Annotated in this window: 20 protein-coding genes; 9 read left to right on the top strand and 11 right to left on the bottom strand. The window is 36.7% G+C overall.

Annotated elements, in window-relative coordinates; all coding sequences use genetic code 11:
* Window positions 1-38: 38 nt before the first annotated feature.
* From LC418_RS05845 to LC418_RS05825, 5 genes are all read right to left on the bottom strand, one after another.
* Window positions 39-1556, bottom strand: coding sequence for an FMN-binding glutamate synthase family protein (locus tag LC418_RS05845; RefSeq protein ID WP_111959186.1), 1518 nt, complete (start codon window positions 1554-1556; stop codon window positions 39-41).
* A 51-nt stretch (window positions 1557-1607) separates the two neighbouring features.
* Window positions 1608-2954, bottom strand: coding sequence for a tRNA (N(6)-L-threonylcarbamoyladenosine(37)-C(2))-methylthiotransferase MtaB (mtaB, locus tag LC418_RS05840; protein WP_223558421.1), 1347 nt, complete (start codon window positions 2952-2954; stop codon window positions 1608-1610).
* A gap of 70 nt (window positions 2955-3024) precedes the next feature.
* On the bottom strand, window positions 3025-3612 hold the full coding sequence (locus LC418_RS05835; protein WP_223558420.1) for a DUF1572 family protein: 588 nt from the start codon (window positions 3610-3612) through the stop codon (window positions 3025-3027).
* 96 nt (window positions 3613-3708) lie between these two features.
* The gene (locus tag LC418_RS05830) at window positions 3709-5817 is read right to left on the bottom strand and encodes a T9SS type B sorting domain-containing protein (RefSeq protein ID WP_223558419.1); all 2109 of its coding nucleotides are present in this window, start codon (window positions 5815-5817) and stop codon (window positions 3709-3711) included.
* 168 nt (window positions 5818-5985) lie between these two features.
* Window positions 5986-6783, bottom strand: a complete 798-nt coding sequence (locus LC418_RS05825; protein ID WP_111959311.1) for a hypothetical protein — start codon at window positions 6781-6783, stop codon at window positions 5986-5988.
* Window positions 6784-6986: 203 nt separating this feature from the next.
* On the opposite strand from LC418_RS05825, the gene glgP reads away from it, so the two are divergent.
* Window positions 6987-8642 carry an alpha-glucan family phosphorylase gene (gene glgP, locus LC418_RS05820; protein ID WP_223558418.1) on the top strand — a complete coding sequence of 552 codons (1656 nt, stop codon included), beginning with the start codon at window positions 6987-6989 and terminating at the stop codon, window positions 8640-8642.
* Window positions 8643-8822: 180 nt separating this feature from the next.
* On the opposite strand, the gene LC418_RS05815 is transcribed toward glgP, so the two are convergent.
* The 3 genes from LC418_RS05815 to LC418_RS05805 all read right to left on the bottom strand — a co-directional run bounded on the left by LC418_RS05815 (window position 8823) and on the right by LC418_RS05805 (window position 10983).
* Entirely contained in the window at window positions 8823-9794 is a 972-nt protein-coding gene (locus LC418_RS05815; RefSeq protein WP_223558417.1) for a hypothetical protein, read from the bottom strand.
* 511 nt (window positions 9795-10305) lie between these two features.
* Window positions 10306-10497: a DUF6496 domain-containing protein gene (locus tag LC418_RS05810; RefSeq protein WP_223558416.1), complete on the bottom strand. Its 192-nt coding sequence runs from the start codon at window positions 10495-10497 to the stop codon at window positions 10306-10308.
* A 12-nt stretch (window positions 10498-10509) separates the two neighbouring features.
* Window positions 10510-10983, bottom strand: coding sequence for a hypothetical protein (locus LC418_RS05805; protein WP_111959174.1), 474 nt, complete (start codon window positions 10981-10983; stop codon window positions 10510-10512).
* A gap of 121 nt (window positions 10984-11104) precedes the next feature.
* Here LC418_RS05805 and LC418_RS05800 point away from each other — a divergent pair, with 121 nt between their 5' ends.
* The 8 genes from LC418_RS05800 to recG all read left to right on the top strand — a co-directional run bounded on the left by LC418_RS05800 (window position 11105) and on the right by recG (window position 22980).
* Complete coding sequence (locus tag LC418_RS05800) at window positions 11105-13234, top strand: S9 family peptidase (protein WP_223558415.1); 2130 nt, start codon at window positions 11105-11107, stop codon at window positions 13232-13234.
* A 4-nt stretch (window positions 13235-13238) separates the two neighbouring features.
* Complete coding sequence (locus tag LC418_RS05795) at window positions 13239-13952, top strand: hypothetical protein (protein WP_223558414.1); 714 nt, start codon at window positions 13239-13241, stop codon at window positions 13950-13952.
* A 122-nt stretch (window positions 13953-14074) separates the two neighbouring features.
* Window positions 14075-15730: a peptide MFS transporter gene (locus LC418_RS05790; RefSeq protein ID WP_223558413.1), complete on the top strand. Its 1656-nt coding sequence runs from the start codon at window positions 14075-14077 to the stop codon at window positions 15728-15730.
* Window positions 15731-15862: 132 nt separating this feature from the next.
* Entirely contained in the window at window positions 15863-17617 is a 1755-nt protein-coding gene (locus LC418_RS05785) for a peptide MFS transporter (RefSeq protein WP_223558412.1), read from the top strand.
* 58 nt (window positions 17618-17675) lie between these two features.
* Window positions 17676-18671, top strand: coding sequence for a PDDEXK nuclease domain-containing protein (locus LC418_RS05780; protein ID WP_223558411.1), 996 nt, complete (start codon window positions 17676-17678; stop codon window positions 18669-18671).
* Window positions 18672-18692: 21 nt separating this feature from the next.
* Entirely contained in the window at window positions 18693-20204 is a 1512-nt protein-coding gene (locus LC418_RS05775) for a peptide MFS transporter (protein ID WP_223558410.1), read from the top strand.
* A 41-nt stretch (window positions 20205-20245) separates the two neighbouring features.
* Window positions 20246-20779, top strand: coding sequence for a thioredoxin family protein (locus LC418_RS05770; RefSeq protein ID WP_223558409.1), 534 nt, complete (start codon window positions 20246-20248; stop codon window positions 20777-20779).
* Between the two features lie 116 nt (window positions 20780-20895).
* Entirely contained in the window at window positions 20896-22980 is a 2085-nt protein-coding gene (gene recG / locus LC418_RS05765) for an ATP-dependent DNA helicase RecG (protein WP_223558882.1), read from the top strand.
* A 594-nt stretch (window positions 22981-23574) separates the two neighbouring features.
* Here recG and LC418_RS05760 read toward each other — a convergent pair.
* From LC418_RS05760 to LC418_RS05750, 3 genes are all read right to left on the bottom strand, one after another.
* Complete coding sequence (locus LC418_RS05760; protein ID WP_111959154.1) at window positions 23575-24021, bottom strand: response regulator; 447 nt, start codon at window positions 24019-24021, stop codon at window positions 23575-23577.
* The gene (locus tag LC418_RS05755; protein ID WP_111959152.1) at window positions 24014-24595 is read right to left on the bottom strand and encodes a helix-turn-helix domain-containing protein; all 582 of its coding nucleotides are present in this window, start codon (window positions 24593-24595) and stop codon (window positions 24014-24016) included. The genes LC418_RS05760 and LC418_RS05755 overlap by 8 nt, the downstream gene beginning before the upstream one ends.
* A 294-nt stretch (window positions 24596-24889) precedes the next feature.
* Complete coding sequence (locus tag LC418_RS05750) at window positions 24890-25393, bottom strand: GNAT family N-acetyltransferase (RefSeq protein WP_111959150.1); 504 nt, start codon at window positions 25391-25393, stop codon at window positions 24890-24892.
* Between the last annotated feature and the right edge of the window lie 134 nt (window positions 25394-25527).

Raw genomic sequence — 25527 nt, 5'->3', positions numbered from 1 at the left:
CCTCAGATGAAGGCGGTTTTTATTTTTTATATATTTTACTAAGATCTCGCTTTTTGTTTCACATTTCCTAAAATATCCGGGAAATATAAATCAGCCAGATGATCAAACTCGTCTCCTCTCATGAACATAGTGGCATCTACTTCTTCATAAGAGCTTCTTCCCGCCGCCGCAATCAGCTCATTACAGGTATGCAGGGTATTTTTATGGAAATGGTATACTCTTTCACTTTTATCAGTAACATCAAGTCCCTTAACTAACATTTTATCCTGAGTGGCAACTCCCGTAGGGCAATTATTATTGTTACATCTTAAGGCCTGTATGCATCCTAACGAGAACATAAATCCTCTTGCATTATTACACATATCCGCACCCATAGCTATTGCTCTGAGGATATCCAAGCTTGTCAGTACTTTTCCACTGGCTATCACTCTTAACTTACTTCTTAAATTATAATTATTAAGGGTTCTGTTAACGAAAATCAGGGCTGGTTCCAGAGGCATTCCCACGCCATCTGAAAATTCCGGAGGTGCAGCTCCTGTTCCTCCTTCTGCCCCATCTATGGTAATAAAATCAGGATAGATTTTTAAAACATTCATCTGTACACAGATGTCCTCAAATTCTTTAGTATCACCAATACAAAGTTTAAAGCCAGTTGGTTTCCCTCCTGAAAGTTCTCTCAGCTGCTGTACAAACCTCAACAGGCCTGCAGCATCAGAAAATGAGCTGTGGGATGGTGGTGAAATAACGGTCATTCCTGGGGTGACGTGACGGATCTTTGCGATCTCCGGTGTGTTTTTCACACCCGGAAGTACACCTCCGTGTCCTGGCTTTGCCCCTTGGGACAGCTTAATTTCAACCATCTTTACATTTGGGAGAGTGGCGTACTTTTCAAACAGTTCAGGATTAAATTTCCCTTCCTCGTCACGGCAACCAAAATATCCGGTTCCAATTTGCCAGCAAAGATCTCCTCCTTCCAAATGATAGGGAGAAATACCTCCTTCTCCGGTGTTATGATAAAAATTCCCTTTTTTTGCACCTCTGTTTAAAGAAATCTGTGCCCTGTCGCTTAATGCCCCAAAACTCATTGCTGAAATATTGAACAGGGAAGCATGGTAAGGCTGCGTACACTGCTCTCCTCCTACCCATACTCTTGGGAGCTCTTCCACAGGCGATTTTGCATAAATAGAATGCTTGATTCCTTCATATTTTCGGTGATTAACTTCCAGCTGTGTTCCGAAAGCTACGGTATCACTCAGGTTTTTAGCTCGTCTGTATACTGCAGAACGCTGGTTTCGGGGAAATGGTTTTCCGTCTGTCTCCCTTTCTATGAAATACTGCTGCATTTCGGGTGAAATACTTTCAAAAAAGTATCTGAAGTATCCCAGTACCGGGAAGTTCCTCAAAATAGCGTGTTTCGACTGGTAAGCATTGTAAACACCCAATGCATAAATGGCAGATAACAGGATGGGTATCCAGTAATGCGCTCTGATCAGTAATGCAACGACCCATGTAGCAATTACTAATACAATTCCCCAAGATAAAAACTTATCTCTCATGAATGTAGTATTTAAAGTTAAAATAAATTTAGTAGAAATTTTGCAAAGAGACTACGCTTTTGCTAAAAAACTTTCGAAGGATGACTGCACAGAAACCGTGCCATCTGACAGGATTTTTTCTAAATTTAGAAATTCAATCTGATTAACGAATGCGGGATCAAAATCTTTTTGGACTCTCACATAGTTTTCAGTGAAGCCATACATTTTACCGTCTTTATTTTCGTGTTCCCAAAGAACGGGAAGCGTTTTTCCAAGTTGAGTCTGATAAAATGCCATTTTTTTCTTTTCAGAAAGTATTCTCAGCATTTTATTACGTTTTTTTCTTTCAGGAATAGGCACTACTCCATCCATACCGACTGCTTCCGTATTTTCTCTTTCGGAATAAGTGAATACGTGAAGGTAGGTAATAGGAAGTTCGTTCAGGAAGTTATAAGTTTCCATGAATTTCTCCTCTGTTTCACCAGGAAATCCCACAATAACGTCTACACCGATAGCTGCATCAGGCATTACCTCGCGGATCTTATTGACTCTGTCATTATACAGCTTGGTAAGATAGCGGCGCTTCATTTTTTTCAGTAGATCATCACATCCGGACTGTAACGGGATGTGAAAGTGGGGAACAAAGCTTTTGCTTTTTGAAACCAGATCAATACTTTCGTCTTTCAAAAGGTTCGGTTCTATGGAAGAAATACGGATTCTTTCAATTCCTTCTACTTTATCGAGCTCTGATATCAGGTCCAGGAAAGTATGTTCGTGTCTTTTATTTCCGAACTCACCTTTACCGTAATCACCGATATTAACTCCTGTAAGAACGATTTCTTTGATGTCTCTTTCGGCAATTTCTTTGGCGTTTTTGAGAACATTTTCAATAGTATCTGATCGTGAGATCCCTCTTGCCAGTGGAATGGTACAGTACGTACATTTGTAGTCGCATCCGTCCTGCACTTTCAGAAAGGCTCTTGTCCTGTCCCCTATTGAATAGCTTCCGATAAAGAAATCAGTTTCCTCAATTTCGCAAGAATGTACAATGCCTTCATTTTCCGATTTTTCCAAATCATCCAGGTAGCTTAAGATATTGAATTTCTCTTTGGCTCCCAAAACAAGATCTACTCCATCGATCTGTGAAATTTCTTCAGGCTTTAACTGCGCATAGCATCCTACAATAACGACCAGCCCTTCCGGATTGGCTTTCATTGCCCGTTTTACATGCAATTTGCATTCACGGTCTGCGTTTTCAGTTACCGAACAGGTATTGATGACATAGACATCTGCTTTATCATCAAAACTTACTTTATCATAACCAGCATCTGTCAATTGACGGGCAATAGTAGATGTTTCCGCAAAATTTAATTTGCAGCCGAGTGTATGAAATGCGGCAGTTCCGTGAAAAGTAGACATTTATTTACTCCTGAATTTTCTGGGTGCAAAGATAGTAATTTTAATAATAATTCTAAATCGATTCAGTCTATTATTTATATTCGTCCCTTACTTCAGGGCTGTTTTGAAAGCATACCGGAGATGAATTGGAAACATCTTTTTGTTGAGAAAACTTATCTTTCATTCCGGCATTAAACTCCTGAGACTTATTTCTTTCAATAGAAAGCGTTTTCCAGTCATTATTTTTTATCATTTTCGCAATAGAAACAATCTGCCCGATATGATAAGGATAATGGGCGAGCTGACGCAAAACTGCATCTAAGACCAAATGTCCTTCTCCCCTGATATAAATAGTAGAATATAAATTTTCATCATTGATCTGGCTCAAAGCATCAAAAAAACATTCCCAGCCCTTTTCCCAGAAATCAATAACCTCCTGTTTGGTTTTAAAGGTATTAATAAATTCTCCATCGCGGTTGCGCCAGGCTTTTTCTCCGTCTTCCGTTAGAAAGTTGGTCCACCTTGAAAGCATATTGCCGGCAATATGTTTAACAATGACTGCAATGGAATTACTTTCATCATTGTACTGCCAGAACATCTGCTCATCAGAAAGCTGACCGAATGATTTATCTCCGAGAGATTTATAATATTGAAAACGTTTTACAAAAAGATCCTTCATTTTTTCTGTTATTGATCAGACTAATTTAAAATTATTTTAACGACAAAACCATCTCTTTCGAAATGGTTTTATCTATATAGTTTATTATTAAAAAGCTTAATCTCTGTTTTTAACTACGATCCATCCTGAATACTTAATTGGAGTGTTCATTTTATCATTTTCATTCCAGCCTACAGAATACCAATAGTTTCCGGTAGGTACCTTCACTCCGCCCCTACTGCTTCCGTCCCATTTATAGCCGGTAGATTTATCGATCTGATAGATCATATTTCCATAGCGGTCGAAAATATTCATTACTAAATTTTTCTTATTGGCTAAGGCAGAATAATCAATAACATCATTGTAACCGTCACCATTTGGTGTAATCACGTTAACAAGATTAGGGACAACAATACTGATATTTATCGGATCACAGTCGTAAGAATCTTTTACAAATATGGTAGCATCTCCTCTTTTAACATTGCTGAATTCATTAGAATCCTGCCAGTTTATATTATCCATGGAATATTTGTAAGGTGCCGTTCCTCCTATCACAAATACCGTAACGGTAGTATTTGAAATTTCTATACTTGAAACAACCGGTTGTTCAGAAGGATATACTTTTACGTTCTGCACCACGGTACAATCTCCTGTTTTAAGTTTTACCCAATAGGTACCTACTCCAACGTTTGTGATCGTCTGCGTAGTTGCTCCTGTGCTCCATTCATAACCATTAAATCCCGGGCCTGCATCCAAAGTTGTTCTGTCTTCCACACAAATAACTTTATCTTTAAGTATGGTGGAATAAACCGGCGGAATAACCACTAGTGTGATTTTAGCTATGTTATAGCAACCCTGCGCATTGAAAACCCGCACATAAGCCACGCCGCTGGGAGCAATGTATGCTGTGGGCGTTAAAATTTCATTGGTCTGATTCACGGCATCTGTTGCAGAGGGATAGTATTTTTTACCTGCCCCAGTCTGAGAGGTTACCGATGCAACTGTAAGGTTAAAAGATGCCGTAGACGGATTACCTTCAATAGCACAGGATCTTAATGTAGTATCATTTACCACAACAACCGGGTAGAATTTCAATGTTATCTGTGCAACAGCAGTACATCCGAAGGATGAAATCACTTTGACAAAAATGGTTCCTTCCGCAGAAGTAAATGCTGACGGATTTGTAATTTCATTGATACCTGCATTCAGATCTGAAAGCGTATTGTAATATTTCTTGGTCACGGTTGGATCTGTAATAACATCTGCTGTTGTAAGATCAAATACTGCTGTTCCCGCATTATTATTGTTACATTGTGTGAGTGTTGCATCTTTTGCCGTGATTTTACCGTCCTTAAATTTAAATGTTCCAATCTGTTTACATTTATTGAGCGGACTGTTTGGATTAGTTGGATCTGTATAGCCTATACTGTAATAATAAATAGATGTTGTATTTACAGTAGTAGGAACTGTAATGGCATTATTTCCGGTTAACGCATCATTCTGACTTGTGTGATAGCTTACGCTAAAGTTCGGATTTGCGTTTAGAATTCCTGCAGAAAGTGTAGAAAAATCAAATACAGCAGGATTTACACATATGATTACTTCTTTTGGATCGGCCGGATTAGCAGCCGGAATTCCCGGAGGAATGAAAGGATAAGGCTGTAAAGCCGGATCTGTAAATGGGGAAGCCAATGTTGCAGTTCCACCCCATGTTAAAGAAAACGGTGCTGTTGTAGTACTGGTACTGCTCACCCAGTTGTCAATAAACAAATAATAAGTCTGGCCCGGCAAAACATCCAGATATTTACAATAAGGTGTGAGTGAACCTCCGACAGCACTGATAAGGGTGCTTGTCATATTTAAGCCGGTAGCCGGTCCGGGTCCTATAACCGTTGCAGCATTGCATCGTATGGGTGCCCCTAAAGCTCCACAGTTTACATTAGGACCAAAAATGGCCCAGTCATAATCAGCATCCGGGTTATTCGGAACCAGATCGAAGGTAAGTGTTCCTCCTGTAGCAATCGTTATTTTATACCAGATTGAATTGTGTTCACCAGTTCCGTCTATACAACTTCCTGAATTAACCAATTCTTTAATATTGCCATATCCGGTGGGACTATAAGTAATGTTGGAATTTCCGCAGACGGCAAGCGCGGTTGAACAGTCTGCCTGCGCAAAAAATACCTGAGAAATACCTAAAAAAATAAGGAGTAAAAGTTTTTTCATAGATATATAGTTTTTAGTGAATGATTTGAAAACCACACGCATATGTTGATTGACAACACATAGATCAAATATACCTATATTTTAATCACAAACAATGGATTTTTAAAAATATTGAATTATTTTAAATAAAAACACATAATAATTATGATATCATACAATAAATACCAACTATTTTATGCTTGTAATATTTCCGCATAGATTTTCAAGATGGAAAATTTTATGAAACGGACTCTTCACTTCCTTCAAATGCTCTTTGTCCTGAATAAACGTATATCTTGAGGCAATAGAGTTCATATCGGAAACAATTACCAGCCAGCATTCATCTACGGACGTATCGTAATAGGGAAATTTTTCATTTTTCTTATCGATAAGCTCAAGGATCTTTTCTGAGCAAAGCTCATCAAAAAGGTTCATGCTGTATTCATGGGTAATAAAAACATTTCTGCGGTGAAAAGATTTCCTCATCCCTTTCACACAGCCTAAAGGTTTGTTCTTTTTAATGCTTCTGTAAATACTGAGAATATTTTCCTCCTGCTGTTCTATATTGTCAAATTTAATATTCGGGTAAAATTCTAAAAAATAAACACCACGATATTTCGCGGTGTCTTCCTGTTCTAATAATATTTCTGCCTGGCGGAACATCTTATTTAAAGTACTTTCCACTTTTTTCATTTCCAGATGATTGATCACTTCGGTCAGTTCTATTCCAATCTTCTTGTCGTTGAGTTTAGCGATAAAGTCCGGACTTTCGCAGGTAAGGTCTTCAAATTTGACATCGGGAAAGTGATGCATAAACGAATTAAGCAATAGAATCTCAGATTTCTTTCTGTATTTTTCTCGGTCATGAAGAAGAGATTCGTCTATTTTACGGTGATACTTTTCCATCGGCTTTTTTTTCAAATGCCGGTTCATATAGTATAGGCTTAGATTCTTTATTAAATCTTCATCAGAAAATGTCTTTTTCATAGGTGATTTTTTTATGTGACCAAAGAATACATGCCATATTGGTTTCACCGTTAGAAGTTTTTGATTTTCAAAAATTTACATAATAAAGGTAAGTAAAAAAACTATTCACAGGATACTTTTAAATTAATTTATCAAATAATTAATGTAAAGTTTATTTTCATAATCAATACCTTTAGCGTTCAAATTATAAAACTGTGATTTATATGGATTTTAAAAATTTTAAAATACCTTACAGCATCAATCCACAATATTCTAAAAAAGCCGTCTATTTTTCGATGGAATTCGCCATTGAACAGGTTTTAAAAATATATTCGGGTGGTTTGGGATTCCTTGCAGGATCTCATATGAGAAGTGCATACAACCTGAAACAGGATCTTATAGGGATCGGAATTCTCTGGAAATTTGGCTATTATGATCAGGCCAGAAATCATGACCAGACCCTTCAGCCGGTCTGGACAAGGAAAATGTACAGCTTTCTTGAGGATACCGGAATCAAATTTCAGATCGAGATCCATAGTGCCCCGGTTTGGGTAAAAGTATGGTACCTTGATCCTGAAATTTTCAATACGGCACCCATGTTTTTTCTTTCTACAGATGTGCCGGAAAACGATCACGTTTCTAAAACCATCTGCCACAAATTATACGATGCCAACGAATCTACAAAACTGGCTCAGTATATTTTGCTTGGAAAAGGAGGTGCTCAGTTACTCGACGAAATAAATGCCGAAAGAGAAGTCTATCATTTGAATGAGGCTCATGGACTTCCAGCCGCATTTTACCTGCTGAAAAAGTACAATGGAGATCTGAACCGGGTGAAAGAAAAACTGGTTTTTACCACCCACACTCCTGAAGAAGCAGGAAATGAAAAACATAATCTGAAACTATGTTATGATATGTCTTACTTTTCCGGTTTCAGCATGGAAGAGGTAAAAAGTATCGAAGGAGCAAACGATGATCGTTTCAACCACTCGCTATGTGCTCTGAAAATGGCAAGAATGGCGAACGGCGTATCTAAGCTGCATGGTGAGGTTTCCAGAGCTATGTGGAGTAAATATCCTGGAATCTGCGAAATTACTTCCATTACCAACGCACAGGAATTTAAGTACTGGGCGGATAAGCCTCTTTATAATGCCAAAGATGAAAACGATGCAACTGTTTTTGATTACCGCAAAAAACATTTAAAGAAAAGACTGTTCACCATTGTCGCAGATCAGACCGGAAATCTATTTGATCCTAACATTTTCACTATTGTCTGGGCAAGAAGATTTGCAGGGTATAAACGTGCAGATTTACTGCTTCATGATAAGGAAAGATTCTACAGATTATTGAATAATCAAAAATATCCGGTACAGATTATCTGGTCAGGGAAACCTTATCCTATGGATTATTCCGCTATTTCTACTTTTAATACTTTGGTAGAGGAAAGTAAAAATCATAAAAATATGGCTGTACTTACAGGCTATGAGCTTTCTTTAAGTAAATCCCTGAAACAGGGCTCAGATCTGTGGCTCAACAATCCGAGGGTACCGAGAGAAGCTTCTGGAACTTCAGGAATGACCGCTGCTATGAATGGATCTGTAAATCTTTCTACCGATGACGGATGGATCCCTGAATTTGCCGAACCGGGAGAAAATTCGTTTGTTGTTCCGAAAGCTGATTATTTAAATATGAGCATTTACGAACAGGATACTTATGATCTGAATAAGCTGTACGAAATTCTTGAAAACGAAATCCTGCCTGCTTATTACGATAATCCGGACCAATGGAGAAAAATTCAGTATAGGGCTATGAATGATGTTCAGCACCAATTTAACAGTGATAGAATGGCAGACGAATATTACAAAGTGCTTTACAAATAGATAAAAAGTAAAAAAGGTTCAATCAACTGATTTATAATAAAATTCCGTGAAAGTATTTTCACGGAATTTTTTATGGTAACTATTCTTTTTTCTTTTTCAGCCAATATATATGAATGTTTCGCTCAAAACATTTCCGATAATAAATATTTTTCATCATTTGTAATTTTAATATCATCATGTTTAAGGTGTAGACAACTGCATAAGAGAGAAGTTTCTGCTTTCTGATAAAGATGCCGGTGCCGTAATATGTGCATCAGTAGTGGGCTTATTCAATGCTCCCCAGTTCATAGTTAGATAAACTCTATCTCCTGCATTAAGATGGACAATAGTGTTTACATTAATTGGAGAATTTCCAGCTGATGCAGCAGCATTATCAATATTTGCTCTATTCCCTCCAATGATGTTTACGAGAGCAGTACCATTTTTGGTAATATTTAAGTTAATCCCCGTGAAAGCTCCAGTTCCTGAAACTGCTCCTCCACTTCCAAAATAAGCATATCCCTCTATTTTATAAACACCTGATTCCAATATCTGCCAGTAATCTCCTGCATCATTCCAAACAGCAGAACCTCCTTGGTTCACAATGACATCTCCTACTGAAAAAGGGATGAGCTGTGGAATACTGTTGTTAAAATTGGTCAAAGCTGTCCCGGAGTAAGTCACCGTATCAGAAGCTCCCAATGCGGCAATGGTGGGAGTTGTTTTGTTAATTAAAAGTCCTGTTTCCCAGGTAGTACCGGTTGTAGTTCCTTTGCTTATCAGCATGATATATCCTCCGGGAGTTATAGATACGCTTGCAACTCCTGCACCGGATTGATTATCGATAAGCTCAGTTCCACTGGCTGCAACATTAAGGGCAGCAGTTCCTGTGTTTTTAATGTAATAAACCCTTCCCTGTATATTTCCAGCTGCGGGAGCAGCAGCTGTTGCAGCGGGCAGTGTAAATGTTCCCACAGAAGATCCATTAAACGCAGTATAAAAATCGTTTACTCCTAGCGTTGTGGAAGTTGAAATGTTTTTATACTGTCCTGATATTGATCCGCTTACCGTAAGGGTGCTTCCAGGCAAGGAAGTATTAACACCTACATTACCGGTTTGGGCACACCAAAATCCTGAAAATGCTACTAATGCTGAAATTACTAAATTTTTCATGGTTATATTATTTTAAAGTTTGATCTAAAATTTGAAATAGTATAGTCTATTTTACAGCCATATATTTATCATTTGTGTAATTTAGAATGAATTATTCGTTCTTCTCAATAATTTGATTTATTTTATTAATTGCGCAATCTTCAATTGCTGGTATTAATTGCATCAGTTAAGGTAGGGCTTATTTTTTAATTCCGCTCTTTTTGTCGTCATGGAGTGCTTATCCATTTACTATAGCCCTATACAAACTTCCCGAATCTTCAAATCTTTATTTTTTCATTATATTAATAAACAAGATTTAAACAATTCTTACAAAAATAAATAATTAATCAATAAATGAATATTTTAATTTAATCTTCTTAAAGTTACAGACCCCGAACTAGAAGAAAATTCGTTTGTCGTTCCAAAAGCTGATTATTTAAATATGAATATTTACGAGCAGATGAAAGATAAAGAAGTTTAAACAACTGATTTACAATAAAAATTCCGTGAAAATATTTTCACGGAATTTTTATTAGTCGTATTGTTTTTTCTTTTTCGGCACTTTTAAGCCTTTTTCTTTGGCTTCGGAAATCCCGATGGCTATCGCTTGCTTTCTGTTGGTCACTTTTTCGCCTGAAGAGGACTTCAGTTTTCCTTCTTTAAATTCGTGCATGACTTTTCCCACTTTGTCCTGAGCTTTTTCTGAATATTTGGTTTTGCTCATGATAAAAAATTTTTAAGGTTTTGGCAGGGATACCCCTAGTTCATAAACTTCGGCGTGCTTCAAATATTTTGAGCGTTCTCTGGAGGTTACCGATTCAAAGTGATCATTTTTAATCACAATAATCGGATCTTCTGCATTTTCAATTTCAAAATTAGCCAGATATCTTTCGTCCGGTGCATCCTGGCGAATCTTTGCTTTTATTTTCTGTAATTCATCTGCGTATTTCCTGAACCCGGGATCAGATGAATGAATAAATTTATATTCATCACCAGCATAAACATAATAGTGAAGTTTTTTCTCAATAAGGCCGGCTTCATTGGTAATCTGCGGATTATCATTCCCATCTTTAAACCCAACTTCTACCAAAGTTCCGCCTTTTTTGTTGGCACAGTCTTCCGCATCTTTGAAGCTTGAAAAGCCTGTATAAACAATCTGATCGGCTAAAACATAACGGTTCAGTTTTTGGTTGTATGCATTCGTTTCCATAATTATTATTTAATTTGATTGTTATAATAATACATTCAATTTTTTTGCCAAAAGCCGTATTAAAAAAGCTTTTTTATGCATTTAATAAAATTATTATCTTTGAGATCCATTAAAATTAGAAATGAAAAAATTACTCTTAACTCTTACCGTGGCTGTAGCATTCCATAATGTGTCTGCCCAGGAAATCACTTTAGATAAAATATATTCAGGATATTACCGCGGAAAAGGCATTGCCGGTATAGCATCTATGAAGAACGGAGAAAATTATCTGGTCATTGAGCCGACAGGAATTGCCAAATACTCTTACAAAACTTCACAAAAAGAAGGAAATATTGTTGATGGTAAATTTGAAAGCTATGAATTTTCTGATGATGAATCAAAAATTCTTCTTTTAACAGAAAGCCAGCCCATCTACAGACATTCATTTCTTGGAAAGTTTGAGGTGAAAGATCTGAAATCAGGTAAGACAATCAGCCTGAATGACGGTAAAACAGTTCAGGAGCCCAGATTTTCTCCTGATGCCTCTAAAGTAGCATTCATTGCTGAAAATAATTTATTCTATCAGGACCTGAGTTCAGGAAAAATTACCCAGATTACAAATGACGGTAAGAAAAATTCCATTATCAACGGGTTAGCAGACTGGGTATATGAAGAGGAATTCGGGCATGCAAGACAATATGAATGGACAAAGAACTCGGATGCCATTGTATTTGTAAAATCTGATGAAAGCCAGGTTCCGGAGATCTATATTCCGATCTATGGAAAAAAACTTTATCCTGAGGAAATGCGTTACAAATATCCTAAAGCAGGAGAAAAAAACTCTATAGTTTCTGCCCAGCTGTACCGTCTTGATACAGGAAAAACAACGCCAATCAACCTAAGTTTTTTTAAAAACTATTATATCCCCAATGTCATTCAGACGGCAAAGCCTGACGAAATGGTTCTGGTGACTTCTGAAAGAATTCAGAATGCGTCCGATATTTTAAAGGTGAATACCAAAACCGGAGTCGTTCAGAAACTATTCACAGAAACGGATGAGAAATGGATCGATACAGATAGCCCTACTCTGGAATTCCTGGACGATGATTCTTTCCTTTGGGCATCCGAAAGAGACGGTAACCGTCATTTATACTGGTATGACAAGGATGGAAAGCTTAAAAAGCAAATAACAAAGGGAAATTGGGAAGTAACCGATTATTATGGATTCAATCCGAAGTCTAAGGAAATTTATGTTCAGACGACTGAAAAAGGAAGCATCAACAAAGTCGTTTCCAAAGTAAATATTGAAAACGGAAAATCCCAGCTTATTTCTAATGCGGAAGGAAACAATTCTGCCAATTTCAGTAAGAACTACAGTTATTTCATTGAAACATCTTCTACTGCTGCAAGACCTTACACTTTTGTTTTAAAAGACGGAAACGGTAAAACGGTAAAAGAACTTCAGAACAATAACGACCAGCTACAGAAATTAAAGGCCGATAATTTTGCAGATAAAGAATTCATCACCATTCCAAATGGCGCCGGCGACCAGATGAATGCATGGATCATGAAACCTAAAAACTTTGATCCTAATAAAAAATATCCACTGTTTATGTATCAGTATTCCGGACCTGGATCTCAGCAGGTTGCTAATTCATGGGACAATGGCAATGCTTTATGGTTTAATCATTTGGTACAGAAAGGTTATATCGTTGCCTGTGTAGACGGGCGTGGAACGGGTTATAAAGGAGCTAAGTTCAAGAAGGTTACCTACATGAATATGGGTAAATATGAAATTGAAGATCAGATTACTGCGGCAAAATGGTTCGGAAACCAGTCTTATATTGACAAGACAAGAATCGGAATGTTCGGATGGAGCTACGGAGGTTACATGACCAGTCTGGCAATGACGAAAGGAGCGGATGTTTTCAAAGCCGGAATCGCTGTAGCACCGGTAACCAACTGGAGGTATTATGATTCCGTATACACGGAAAGATTCATGAGAACCCCTCAGGAAAACGCTGACGGATACGATAAAAATTCTCCAACAGAGTATGCCAATCTATTAAAGGGTAAATTCTTACTGATCCACGGAACTGCTGATGATAACGTACATTTCCAGAACTCTATGGAATTCTCTGAAGCTTTAATTCAAAATAAAAAACAGTTTGAATTTATGGCTTACCCTGATAAAAACCACGGAATTTACGGGGGCCAGACAAGACCGCAGCTGTATCAGAAAATGACGGATTTTATTTTGAATAATTTATAACATTATGATGAATAAGATTATTTTATCGGTATTTATTATATTCTCATTTTCAGTAAAAGCACAGGTAAAAGCAATAACAGAAGACGGAAAAGAAGTTGTTCTCTTCGATAACAAAACATGGAAATTTGTTAACGAAAGTGATGATAAAACTCTCGAAACTATTACAACCAACGAAGAATTATTTGAGAAGTCAAAAGAATCCACTTTTTTGGTAAAAAGTAAAAATATTAATGCTGGGTTTTATTACAATCCCAAAAGTTGGAAAATTGTAAAAGCTCCTGGTGCTACAGCTTTTGTAGAATATGCCTTCAATAACAATTCTAATTCTGCAATATATGCCTTATTTGGAAGTGAAATAGTTCCAATTCAGAGTTTGAAGAATTTAAAAGACATTTTGCTTCCTGCTATTCAAAGAAATGCAGATTATTTCAGATTAAAAAATTCTGAATACAGGACAATCAATGGGATTAAAGTACTACATATAGAGTACAGCGCCAATGTTAAAGGCATAGATTTCGAATACATTGCAAATCTATACCTTACCAACGAAGGGTATGCCAGTATTTCTACTTATACTTACGCTAATAAGTTCGAAGCTAATAAAAAAGAAATGGAAAACTTTGTTAACGGTATAATAAAAACTGAAAAAGGGAAAGATATTGTAGAAATCATAAAATCTGACCCACCTCCCCCAATGCTTCAAAAAAATTCAAAATAAGATAATCCCTTCCATTTTGGAGGGGATTTTTATATTTATTTCATTAATCATTTCTGCCTGGATTATTTATTTTATCAATTGAAATTAAAAACTTATTTTTGGGAAATTTGAAAATTGATTATATGAAGACTAAACATCCTAAAGGCTTACCCTTCCTCTTTTTCACAGAAATGTGGGAACGTTTCGGGTATTATTTGATTCTTGGAATCTTTGTTCTTTATGTCATTGAGCCAACCGGGCTAACAGGAGGACTTGGACTTCCGGACAAAACGGCTGATGATATTTTCGGAACATACATCGCCTTGACCTATTTAACACCGTTCCTTGGAGGTTTTTTGGCTGACAGGGTTTTAGGATATATTAAATCTATTTATCTGGGCGGAATTTTGATGGCTGCAGGATATATAGGAATGGGGGTCTTCAAAGAGCTGCCTCTTTTTTATGGCTCTCTGGCATTAATCATCATTGGGAATGGCTTCTTTAAGCCCACTATTTCCACACTGTTAGGAAACCTTTATTCTGAGGAACCTTATAAAGCCAATAAAGACTCCGGATATAATATTTTCTATATGGGGATCAATATCGGGGCATTTATCTGTAATATTATTGCAGCTTTTATGCGTAATAAATTTGGATGGGGTGAAGCTTTCATCACTGCAGGAGTAGGAATGCTTGTTGGTCTTGTGATTTTTACCATCGGTAGAAAACACTATATCCATGCCGCACAGATGAAGCCTGTAGAAGAAGGAGATACCAAGCTTTCTGAAATTTTAATTAAGGTTTTTGTCCCTGCCATTGCAGTGGGAGCTATTGGATGGTTCATTCCCGGAAATATCTTCGGTAGCGACAGTACAGACGCCTTTATTTTTGCCTGTATTCCTGTGATCTACTTTTATGCTTCACTATACTTTAAAGCTAAGCCAGAGGAGAAACCATCAATCGGAGCTCTACTTTCAGTGTTTCTAATCAGTATGTTCTTCTGGGCAGTTTTTAAGCAGAATGGTACGGCTTTAACAAGATGGGCCAATTATTATACGGACAGAAGTGTTCCTGCGTCACTGGAAAAACCTCTCGAGGATATTTATATGGTGGAGGGGAAAAGCTATGAAGACAAAGAGGTTCCGGTTTATGACAATCAATTCCAGTCTCAAAAGGACAAGGACGGAAAAGCCATTAAAGAAACCGGGAAAGATATCTATTTTAAAAATATCTCTGCTGAACAGCGTGCCGCCTTGGAAAGAAATCCGGAATCGAAAGTCTATCTATACAATACGGAATTATTCCAGTCTATCAATCCATTCTGGGTAATTGCTTTAACGCCTGTCATTGTAGGGTTCTGGGCTTTATTAAGAAGAAAAGGAAAAGAACCGCTTACTCCTACAAAAATTGTTTTAGGATTATTTATCTCAGGATTATCATGCCTGGTAATGGTTCTCGCCGTTATGGCAGGAGATAATGGGGCTGAAAAAGTTTCACCGTTATGGCTGGTTGCCGGTTATGGAGTAATTACTGTTGGGGAGCTCTGCCTTTCTCCAATGGGACTCTCATTCGTTTCAAAACTTTCACCGGCAAGAATTACTGCATTAATGATGGGAGGTTTCTTCTTAGCCAACTCAGTTGGTAATAAGCTTTCAGGAATCCTGGCAAGTACGTGGTACAGCTACGACAATAAGATGAATTACTTCCTGGTTAACTTTGCTTTGCTAATATTTGCGACACTTTTAGGTCTGTCAATGTTAAAAAGATTGAATAAGATCATGAGGGAAAAAGGACATTAATCCTCATTTATCATAAAGAATATCAAGCTGCAGCATCGTTCTGCAGCTTTTTTATTTAAATATAAAATTAAAACCTTGCCAAAAACTCAAAAAAAACTATATTTGTCAGTCTTAACAAAAATTAACAATAGAATGGATAATATTGAAGCATTAAGTCCGAAACCGGATGAGTTTGTAGAGAATAAGAATTCAAGGCATCCAAAAGGATTGTGGGTTCTTTTCGGAACAGAAATGTGGGAGCGTTTCAACTTTTATGGGATGAGAGCCCTTTTGACGCTCTTCATGGTAAATTCCTTATTAATAAAAGAAGCAGATGCAGCAATTATCTACGGTGGATTTTTAGCTTTATGTTATTTAACACCTCTTTTGGGAGGATTTATTGCAGATAAATATATAGGAAACAGAAATGCCATCTTAATCGGTGGATCTCTGATGGCTATCGGTCAGTTTCTATTATTTATCAGTGCCTCTACTTTCTCTGCCGATCTGGGCAGTTCCAAAATGATTATGTGGCTGGCGTTATTCGTTATCATTTTCGGTAATGGATTCTTCAAGCCGAATATTTCCTCAATGGTGGGAAGTCTTTACCCTAAGCAGGAGAAATCCAAACTGGACTCTGCATTTACCATTTTCTATATGGGGATTAACATCGGAGCATTCCTGGGACAATTTATCTGCCCATACGTAGGAGATGTGAAAGATGCAGCTACAGGAGTAAGAGATATTTTTGCTTTCAAATGGGGATTCTTAGCCGCTTCAATTGCAATGATTATTGGAACCGTAACATTCTTTATCCTTAAAAATAAATATGTGGTAAATCCGGAAGGGAGACCTATCGGTGGATTGCCAAAGAACAATACAAGTGCAGACTTTGAAGAAGGTGAAACTCAGACCGCTAAATTCTCAGGTTTATCTTTAGGGATCACCGGAGTTATATTTGTGGTTTTATTCTTCGCTTTCCGATATTTACTGGTAGGAGAATTCGGATTTAAAGCCGTAGAGATGGGACAATTGATCAAAGGAATTATTTATCCTTTCATCTATGCGGCCGGTATTTCCCTGGCTTTCCTGATCATGAGTTCTGCAGAAAACAAGATTGAAAGACAGAGAATCTGGGTAATTTATATTGTATCCTTCTTTATCATTTTCTTCTGGGCAGCTTTCGAGCAGGCAGGATCTTCATTAACATTTATTGCTGACAACCAGACAGACAGAAACATTTTCGGATGGAATATGCCTCCTTCAATGGTTCAGATCTTCAACGGTATCTTCGTAGTTCTGTTAGCCGTTCCATTCAGTTTGACATGGGATAAATTAAGAACAAAAGGAAGAGAACCCGTATCTCCGTTCAAGCAGGCAATGGGTCTTGCATTAATTGCTCTTTCTTACTTCATTATTGCACACAACGTAAAAGATCTTGGAAATTCAGGATTATTAGCAATCAAATGGTTAATGCTTCTTTATTTCATCCAGACTTGTGGTGAGCTTTGCTTATCCCCAATCGGTCTTTCATTGGTAGGAAAACTAGCTCCAAAAAGATTTGCATCATTATTATATGGAGTATTCTTTATTTCCAATGCTGCAGGGTATGCATTGGCAGGTTCATTGGGAGCTCTTATCCCTGCTACAGGTGATAAATTCACAAAAGCACAGGAAATAGGCGTAAACCTTCAGGACGTTTTAGATAAAAAAGTAACGTTGACTGCTGAACAGACAGAAGCATTTGAGAAAGCTCAGTTACCATTGCACAATCCTACATTTGCAGGATTTGAGATCCACAACCTATTCGAATTCTTTATGGTATTCGTAGTACTTTGTGGTATCGCAGCTGTTATTTTGGGTTTGATCTCTCCAATCTTAAAGAAAATGATGCACGGTGTAAAATAACCGCATCAATAAAATACAACAAAACCTCTGCAAAGTCAGAGGTTTTTTTTATTTTCGTATGATGGAAATTTCCGAAGATTCTTTATTTCAATCCGTAAAGGAAATTATTAGGCAGTCGCGCGAAAAAGTGTTTCGGATCGCGAATTCTACTTTACTGCTCACTTACTGGCAGATCGGAAAACTGATCGTAGAAAATGAACAGCAGGGAAAAGAACGCGCCGAATACGGAAAGAAAACCTTAAAAAATCTTTCTAAAAAACTTTCTCTGGAGTTTGGAAAGGGCTTTGATGAGAGTAATCTAAGAAATATGCGGTCTTTTTATCAGGCATTTCCAATTTGTGACGCATTGCGTCACGAATTGAGCTGGACCCATTACAGATTGGTGATAAGACTTGATCACCCTCATAAAATGAATTATTATATCAATGAAGCTGTTCAGAATAACTGGAATTACCGGGATTTGAAAAGACAAATCAATTCACTTGCCTACGAAAGAGTTCTGGAACATAAAAAATCCCCGGCAGAAAATATCCACAGTGTTTTAAAAGACCCTTACATTTTTGAATTCTTAGGTTTAACACCGGAGCAAAAATTTTCTGAAAAAGAAATTGAAACCGCCATCATTGATCATATTCAGAAGTTTCTTCTGGAATTCGGGAAAGGATTTGCTTTTGTAACAAGACAACAGCATATTTCTACAGATACATCCGATTTTTATATCGACCTTGTTTTTTACAATTATATTCTGAAATGCTTTGTCATTATTGATCTTAAAACCGGAGAACTCTCCCATCAGGACATCGGACAGATTGATATGTATGTACGAATGTATGATGATATGAAACGCGGAGAAGGTGATAATCCGACGATAGGAATTTTACTGTGTTCAGAAAAAGACGAAACCATTGTAAAATATTCCGTTCTGAATGACAAAAACAATCTCTTTGCGAGCAAATACCTCCTCTACCTTCCAAAAGAAGAAGAATTAAAAGAAATCATAGACCAGGACAGAATCCGTTTTGAACTGGACCAAAACAACAATAAACAACCCTAATTAAAACAATCATATACAATTATGAGCTTAACTCTAGATGAAATACAAAATTTCAAAGGAAAATACCCCAGACAGATCTGGAGCCTGTTTTTCTCTGAAATGTGGGAGCGTTTCTGTTTTTACGGAATGCGCGGAATGCTGGTTTTCTTTATGATCTCCCAGCTTAATTTCCATGAAAAAGAAGCTAACCTTCAATACGGCGCTACCCAGGCATTCGTATATGCCTTTACTTTCGTGGGCGGCCTTTTTGCAGATAAAATCCTCGGATTCAGGAAATCTCTCTTTTGGGGCGGGCTACTGATGATCGTTGGAAGCTTGATTCTGGCAACTGATCCACATAAATTCTTTTTCTTAGGAATTGCATTCACTGTGGTAGGAACAGGTTTCTTCAAACCGAATATTTCATCTATGGTTGGACAGCTTTACAAACCTAATGATTCAAGAGCAGATGCAGGTTTTTCTCTTTTTTACGCGGGAATCAATCTGGGAGCTTTATTGGGTGGTTATTTATGCATCGCTATCGGTAAAGGAGAAATTCTAAGCGGTATTATTTCAGAAGCCATGAGATGGAACGTCGCTTTCGGTCTGGCCTCCGTGGTAATGGTAATAAGCCTTATCAATTTCATTTTCACTCAGAAAAGAATGGGAACAATAGGTCTTCAGCCAGGGCATCCTTTGGCAGAAGTAAAAACTGCTCCAATCCCAAAATGGAAAGAATATGGAGTTTATATTTTATCTCTTATTTTCGTACCAATTATCATGAAGATGGTTGCCAAAACGGAATATACAGATTATTTTATGTGGACCATCGGGCCTTTGACACTGATCTACCTATTCTATGAAATGTCAAAAGTAACCGCATCAGAGCGTAAAAAACTTTGGGCAGCTTTAGTTTTCATTATTTTCTCGATCCTATTCTGGGGAATCTATGAGCAAAGTGGTGGGTCATTAAGTATTTTTGCAGCTAAAAATCTGAATAAAGACCTTCTTGGATTAGATCCGAACGGTGTAAATAACTCAGGAGGAGCCTTTTTTATTATTTTCCTTGCGCCGCTTATCGGGCTTCTATGGATATGGCTGAATAAAAGAAAAATTGAACCCAATACTATCGTTAAATTTGGATTAGGATTTATTTTTCTGGGAATCGGGTATTATGTTTTATTTGCAACAAGACTTTTTGCGGACCTTCAGGGAATAACATCGCTGAATTTTTTCACGTTGGCATTATTGATCATCACTCTTGGAGAATTATGCCTGTCACCAATAGGATTGTCTATTATGACTAAACTTTCCACCAAAAATCTTCAGGGAATGATGATGGGAATGTGGTTCCTGGCCTCAGCTTACGGACAATATGTTGCCGGGATTATCGGTGCCGGGCTTGCTACAGCAAAAGAGGGATCTACTAACTATGATGCTTTGATCACTTATACTGATGGATATAAACAATTGGGATTATACGCGGTAATTGCCGGTGTGGTATTAATTTTGATATCTCCGTTCGTAAAAAAATTAATGCAGGATGTAAAATAGAATAAGCTATATTATGCTTATTTTTACGTAAATATCAAATTATGAAAAAAATTATAAGCATAATACTCTTATTTTTAGTAAGTTTCAGCTTTGCTCAGATAAAATGGATGACTATTGAAGAAGCTTTAAAGGCTCAAAAGGAAAATCCCAAAAAAATCCTGATCGATTTTTATGCAGACTGGTGCGGACCATGCAAAATCATGGATAAAAAAACATACGGTCACGAAATTATCGCCAAAATCTTAAATGAAAATTACTATCCGGTAAAATTTAATGCTGAAGAAAAACAATCTATTGATGTTTTCGGAAGAACATTTTCCAATGATAATACTGAACATAAAAAAGGAAGGAATTCTTTGCACGAATTCACCCAATATATGAACGTCGGCGCTGTTCCAAGTACTGTATTTCTGGACGAGAAAGGCGGACCTATCACAATCCTTCAGGGAGAATTGTCAGCCAAAGAACTTGAACCTTATTTGGAATTTATTTCGAAAGATCTCTTCAAAAAGATCCGTACCAGGGAACAGTGGGAAGATTACCAGAAAAAATTTAAATCCAAAATCAAAGATTAAACTATACAGCGGCTTTCAAAAATTGAGAGCCGCTTTTTTTGATTTTAAGCTCAATATTTTCGGTGAAAAATTTTAATCTTAAGCCTATTTTCCCGAAATTAGGGCTCATTTTTAAAATGACTTTAGATACTTCTATAGAATATGTAAAAGGCATAGGTCCCGAAAGAGCCAAACTCATCAAGAATGTGTTGGGCCTGTCAACCGTTGACGACCTTCTGAACTTCTACCCTATCCGTTATCTGGATAAAAGTAAAGTATTTAAAATTTCTCAACTCGAGGAAAGTAGTATTGAGTTACAGCTTAAAGGAAGAATCACACAGGTACAGGAGATTCAGACCGGGAAGGTAAAAAGACTTTCTGCAAAATTCAATGATGATACCGGAACGATGGATCTGGTATGGTTTCAGTATTCAAAATGGCTGAAAGAACAGATTCCGATCAACCGTGAAGTTTATATTTTCGGGAAGATCAATGTTTTTAATCGTCAGTTCTCCATGCCTCATCCGGAAATTGAAGCCGTGGAAAATAAAGAAAGCGACACCCGCCTGAAACCTATTTATCCAAGCTCTGAAAAGCTCACTAAAAGAGGTTTGAATCAAAGGTTTTTCCAGGTTGTCTTAAGGAATATCTGCAAAGAGATCCCCAACCTTATTGAAGAAAATTTCCCTGATTATATGATAAAAGCATTTAAGTTTTTATCAAGGCAGCATACTTTTTTAAATATTCATTTTCCAAAGGATATGAAACATTTTGAAAAAGCTGATAACAGACTGAAGTTTGAAGAGTCTTTCTTTTTTCAATTAGGTTATGCCCTCAAAAAGCTTCATCATAAAACCCATTCACCGGGAAATCCATTTCCTGTTGTGGGTGACCATTTTAATGGTTTTTATAATCATCATATCCCTTTTGATCTTACCAATGCACAGAAAAGAGTTTTAAAGGAAATCCGGCTGGACATGAAAAGGCCTATTCAGATGAACAGGCTTCTCCAAGGTGATGTGGGATCCGGAAAAACCATGGTTGCATTGCTTACCATGCTGATTGCTATGGATAATGGTTTTCAAAGTTGCATAATGGCTCCTACTGAAATCCTTGCACAGCAGCATTATAATGGAATTAAAGACCTTTTAACAGAAACAGGGATCAATATCCGTCTTCTGACGGGTTCCACCAAAACTTCAGAGAGAAAGATCATCCACGAAGAGCTGGAAAACGGAACATTATCGATATTGGTAGGAACGCACGCCGTTCTGGAAGATAAAGTGAGATTTAAAAACCTTGGGCTGGCTATCATTGATGAGCAGCACAGGTTTGGTGTGGCGCAAAGGGCAAAATTATGGGCAAAAAATAGAATTCCTCCGCATATTCTGGTGATGACGGCAACTCCTATCCCAAGGACCCTGGCAATGAGCTTTTACTCTGACCTGGATGTCTCCGTGATCGATGAAATGCCTATGGGAAGAAAGCCGATCATTACTGCCCACCGACGTGAGAAAGACAGAACGTATGTATATAATTTCTGCAGGGACGAAATAAAAAAAGGAAGACAAGTTTATTTTGTATATCCGTTAATTGAGGAATCAGAAACTTTGGATTATAAAAATCTGATGGAAGGGCTCGATCATGTGATGAATGCATTCTCCGATTACAATACCACAATGCTGCACGGTAAAATGAAACCTGCTGAAAAAGATATCGCCATGAATTATTTTGCCTCGGGTAAAGCTGAGATTATGGTAGCTACCACCGTGATTGAGGTAGGGGTTAACGTTCCTAATGCTTCTGTAATGGTGATAGAAAGCTCAGAAAGATTCGGGCTTTCGCAGCTTCACCAGCTTCGGGGGCGTGTTGGGAGAGGAGCAGAGCAGAGCTACTGCATACTTATGACTTCTGATAAATTATCGAAGGAAAGCAGAACCCGCATCAAAACGATGACGGAAACTAATGATGGATTCAAGATTTCTGAAGTGGATATGCAGCTCAGAGGTCCCGGAGATATTCTGGGAACACAACAGAGCGGCGTTGTAGATTTTAAAAGACTTGATCTTGTGAATGATTCCGCCATTATAAAAACCACAAAAAATACAGTTGATAAAATCCTGGAGGCAGATCCACATCTGATAAATCCAGACAATCTGATCATCAAAAATTATTACCTGAAACACTACAGGGGAAAGAATAAGTGGAGCAAAATTTCATAAAAAAACCGCGAAAAGAAAATCTCTCCGCGGCCCCCTTATAAAACTGTTATTTAGAAGAAATTACTTTTAGTCTGCTTAAAAAATTTATTTTAATAGTAGGAACTAATATCTGATTGGGTTTGAAAATATTTATAGGTATTTAAATTCTCAGCCCTGACTATTAAAATAAATTAAAAAAACAAAATGAATTATTTTTCCAACTTGCTTATTATAAAAACTAACTGTTTCAAGTTGAAGGAGTGGGAATGAAACGAATAAATACCCTTCAACTCTCTTAAGTTTTCATGATTGTACCGTTTTGTTTAAAGATCTTCTATGCTTTATAGCTGGAAATAAACATAATTCATTTTGTTAAACTAACATTGTGACTTATATCTTACTTTCTAAATGAAATAATCTATTTTCTACCATCCATTGCTTTTTTATATAGCTAATTTGTGTTCCAAAGTTTACATTTACAAAATTGATGATATTGCGTGGAATTCTTATTATATTATTTTAATTATTAATTATACAATTTTCACTTTTATGTGAATAGTATGCGCTGAATATTATCACTTATTTAAAAAATTAACATCATAAAACCTTTATCCATCATACTTTCATAATAAAATTATCTTTGTTCAGGCCTGAAGAATGATACTGCCAGTTTACGGTAATAATTTCTGTAAGTGATTTTTTAAGACCATCATAAGTCTCAGGCTTTCTCATAAAAATATTGCCTCCGTTAACGAAGATTTCTTCTGTTTCGTTTTCGGAAATCTGGCCGGCGTATACTGCAATTATGATGTTGCTGAATCCATGATTTATTTTAATTTCTCTCAGGCATTCCATACAGCTTTTCCCTGAAATATCATACTTAATGAATATTACTTCAGGAATAATTGCACCATTGCTGCTCAAATATTTCATAAGATCATCTCCGTCCGAGAAAAACTGTGATTTCACCCCTATCTTTAAATCTCTGAAAATATTTTTAAAGAATATAATATTACCCTCATCATCATCTACTGTGATTACATTCAGATATTCTTTATTCATACAGCGTTTTTGAATTTATATTAATACTTTGGTTTTCCCTTCTTTTTATAATGGTTTTATGAAACTGAGAAGGTGTGATGCCGGTTGTATTTTTGAATTGGGTGCTCAAATGAGCCACACTTGAATAATTCAGTTTATGGGCAATCTCTGTCAGGCTCTGCTTATTATCCAGAATCAGCTCCTTGGCATACTCTATTTTCTGAAGGATGATGAAGTTTTCTATTGAGGTATAGGCAACCTCAGAAAAAAGATTGGAAAGATATCCATAACTGTGGTTCAGCTTTTCAGCAATATAAATAGATGCTTTAACAGGAACAGCGTTTTCAGAGAAAACAAGCTCTACAATCGCATCTTTTATTTTCTGTACTAAAGCCGTTTTCTGGCTTTCAATAATCTCTATGCCGTAATCTTTAAGATTTTTCTTAAAAAGATTATGCTGCTCCTGGGTAATGGGTTCATAGAACTCCACTTCACCAAAGTTCAGCAGGCGGTATTTTAGCCCGTGCTCTTTTAGCTTCTCATCCAACACTTTCTTGCAGAGAGCATTGAAATCAAATTTTACATACATTTTCATCCTGATATAAGTGTGTCAAATTTCGAAGTAAATATAATAATTTATTTCATTTAAAAGTGAAATAGGTTATTAATTTTTAACATAATATATAAAAAAAAGAAAAACTCCTGCATATTGAATACAGGAATTAAACACTAAGGATGAAAAAAATATACTGATAAAAAGCTGCAAAAGCTCAAAACCAAGCATATGAATGTATTATTGAAAGTGATTTGGTTCTGTTACAAAGATGGAATAAAAAAAAACATCACTTGTTATAGAATTAAAATTAAATGTTACAGAATTTTAAGTCAATTATTTGTGAAATACATATTCCATTAAATAATCATCCATAAAATAATTATCGCCTATATCCAAAACCACCTCATCATATACTCTATACCCTTGAGATTCATAGAATTTTTTAGCAGAATTTTCTTTATTAACATTTAAAATAATCCTTTCATCTCCGCTTTCAGAAACTCTATCTTTCAAAAAATTCAATGTCTCTTTTCCAAATCCTTTTCCTTTGCTTTCCGGCACCAGATAAATACGGTGAAGTTTTGTAGTTCCCACTTCATAATTATTCTCATAACCGATAAAGCCTTCAAAAGAACTATTACCTTCATCAAAAATCAGGTAATAATGATAATCCGGATTCTGAAGCTGACTGAGAATTTCTTCTTCTGAATACATTTTCTCCAACATATAATCTATTTGTTCCTGAGAAATAATTCCCGTATAAGCGCTTTCCCATGATCTTTTGGCCAAATTCCGTATCAACGGAATATCCTTTTCTGTTGCTGCTGTTAATTTCATATTTTTTGATTAAAAAAAGTGAAAAGCCGGAACTTTTCACCTGTTATTTTATTGTTAATGGCCAATGGTAAATTTTGCTTCGCAAGTGAATGGGCAATTTTAAACCGTACATTTAAAAATTCACCATTGACTAT

This window comes from Chryseobacterium lathyri, from assembly GCF_019970085.1.
Lineage (GTDB): Bacteria > Bacteroidota > Bacteroidia > Flavobacteriales > Weeksellaceae > Chryseobacterium > Chryseobacterium lathyri.
This window is presented reverse-complemented; position numbering and strand designations above follow the sequence as displayed.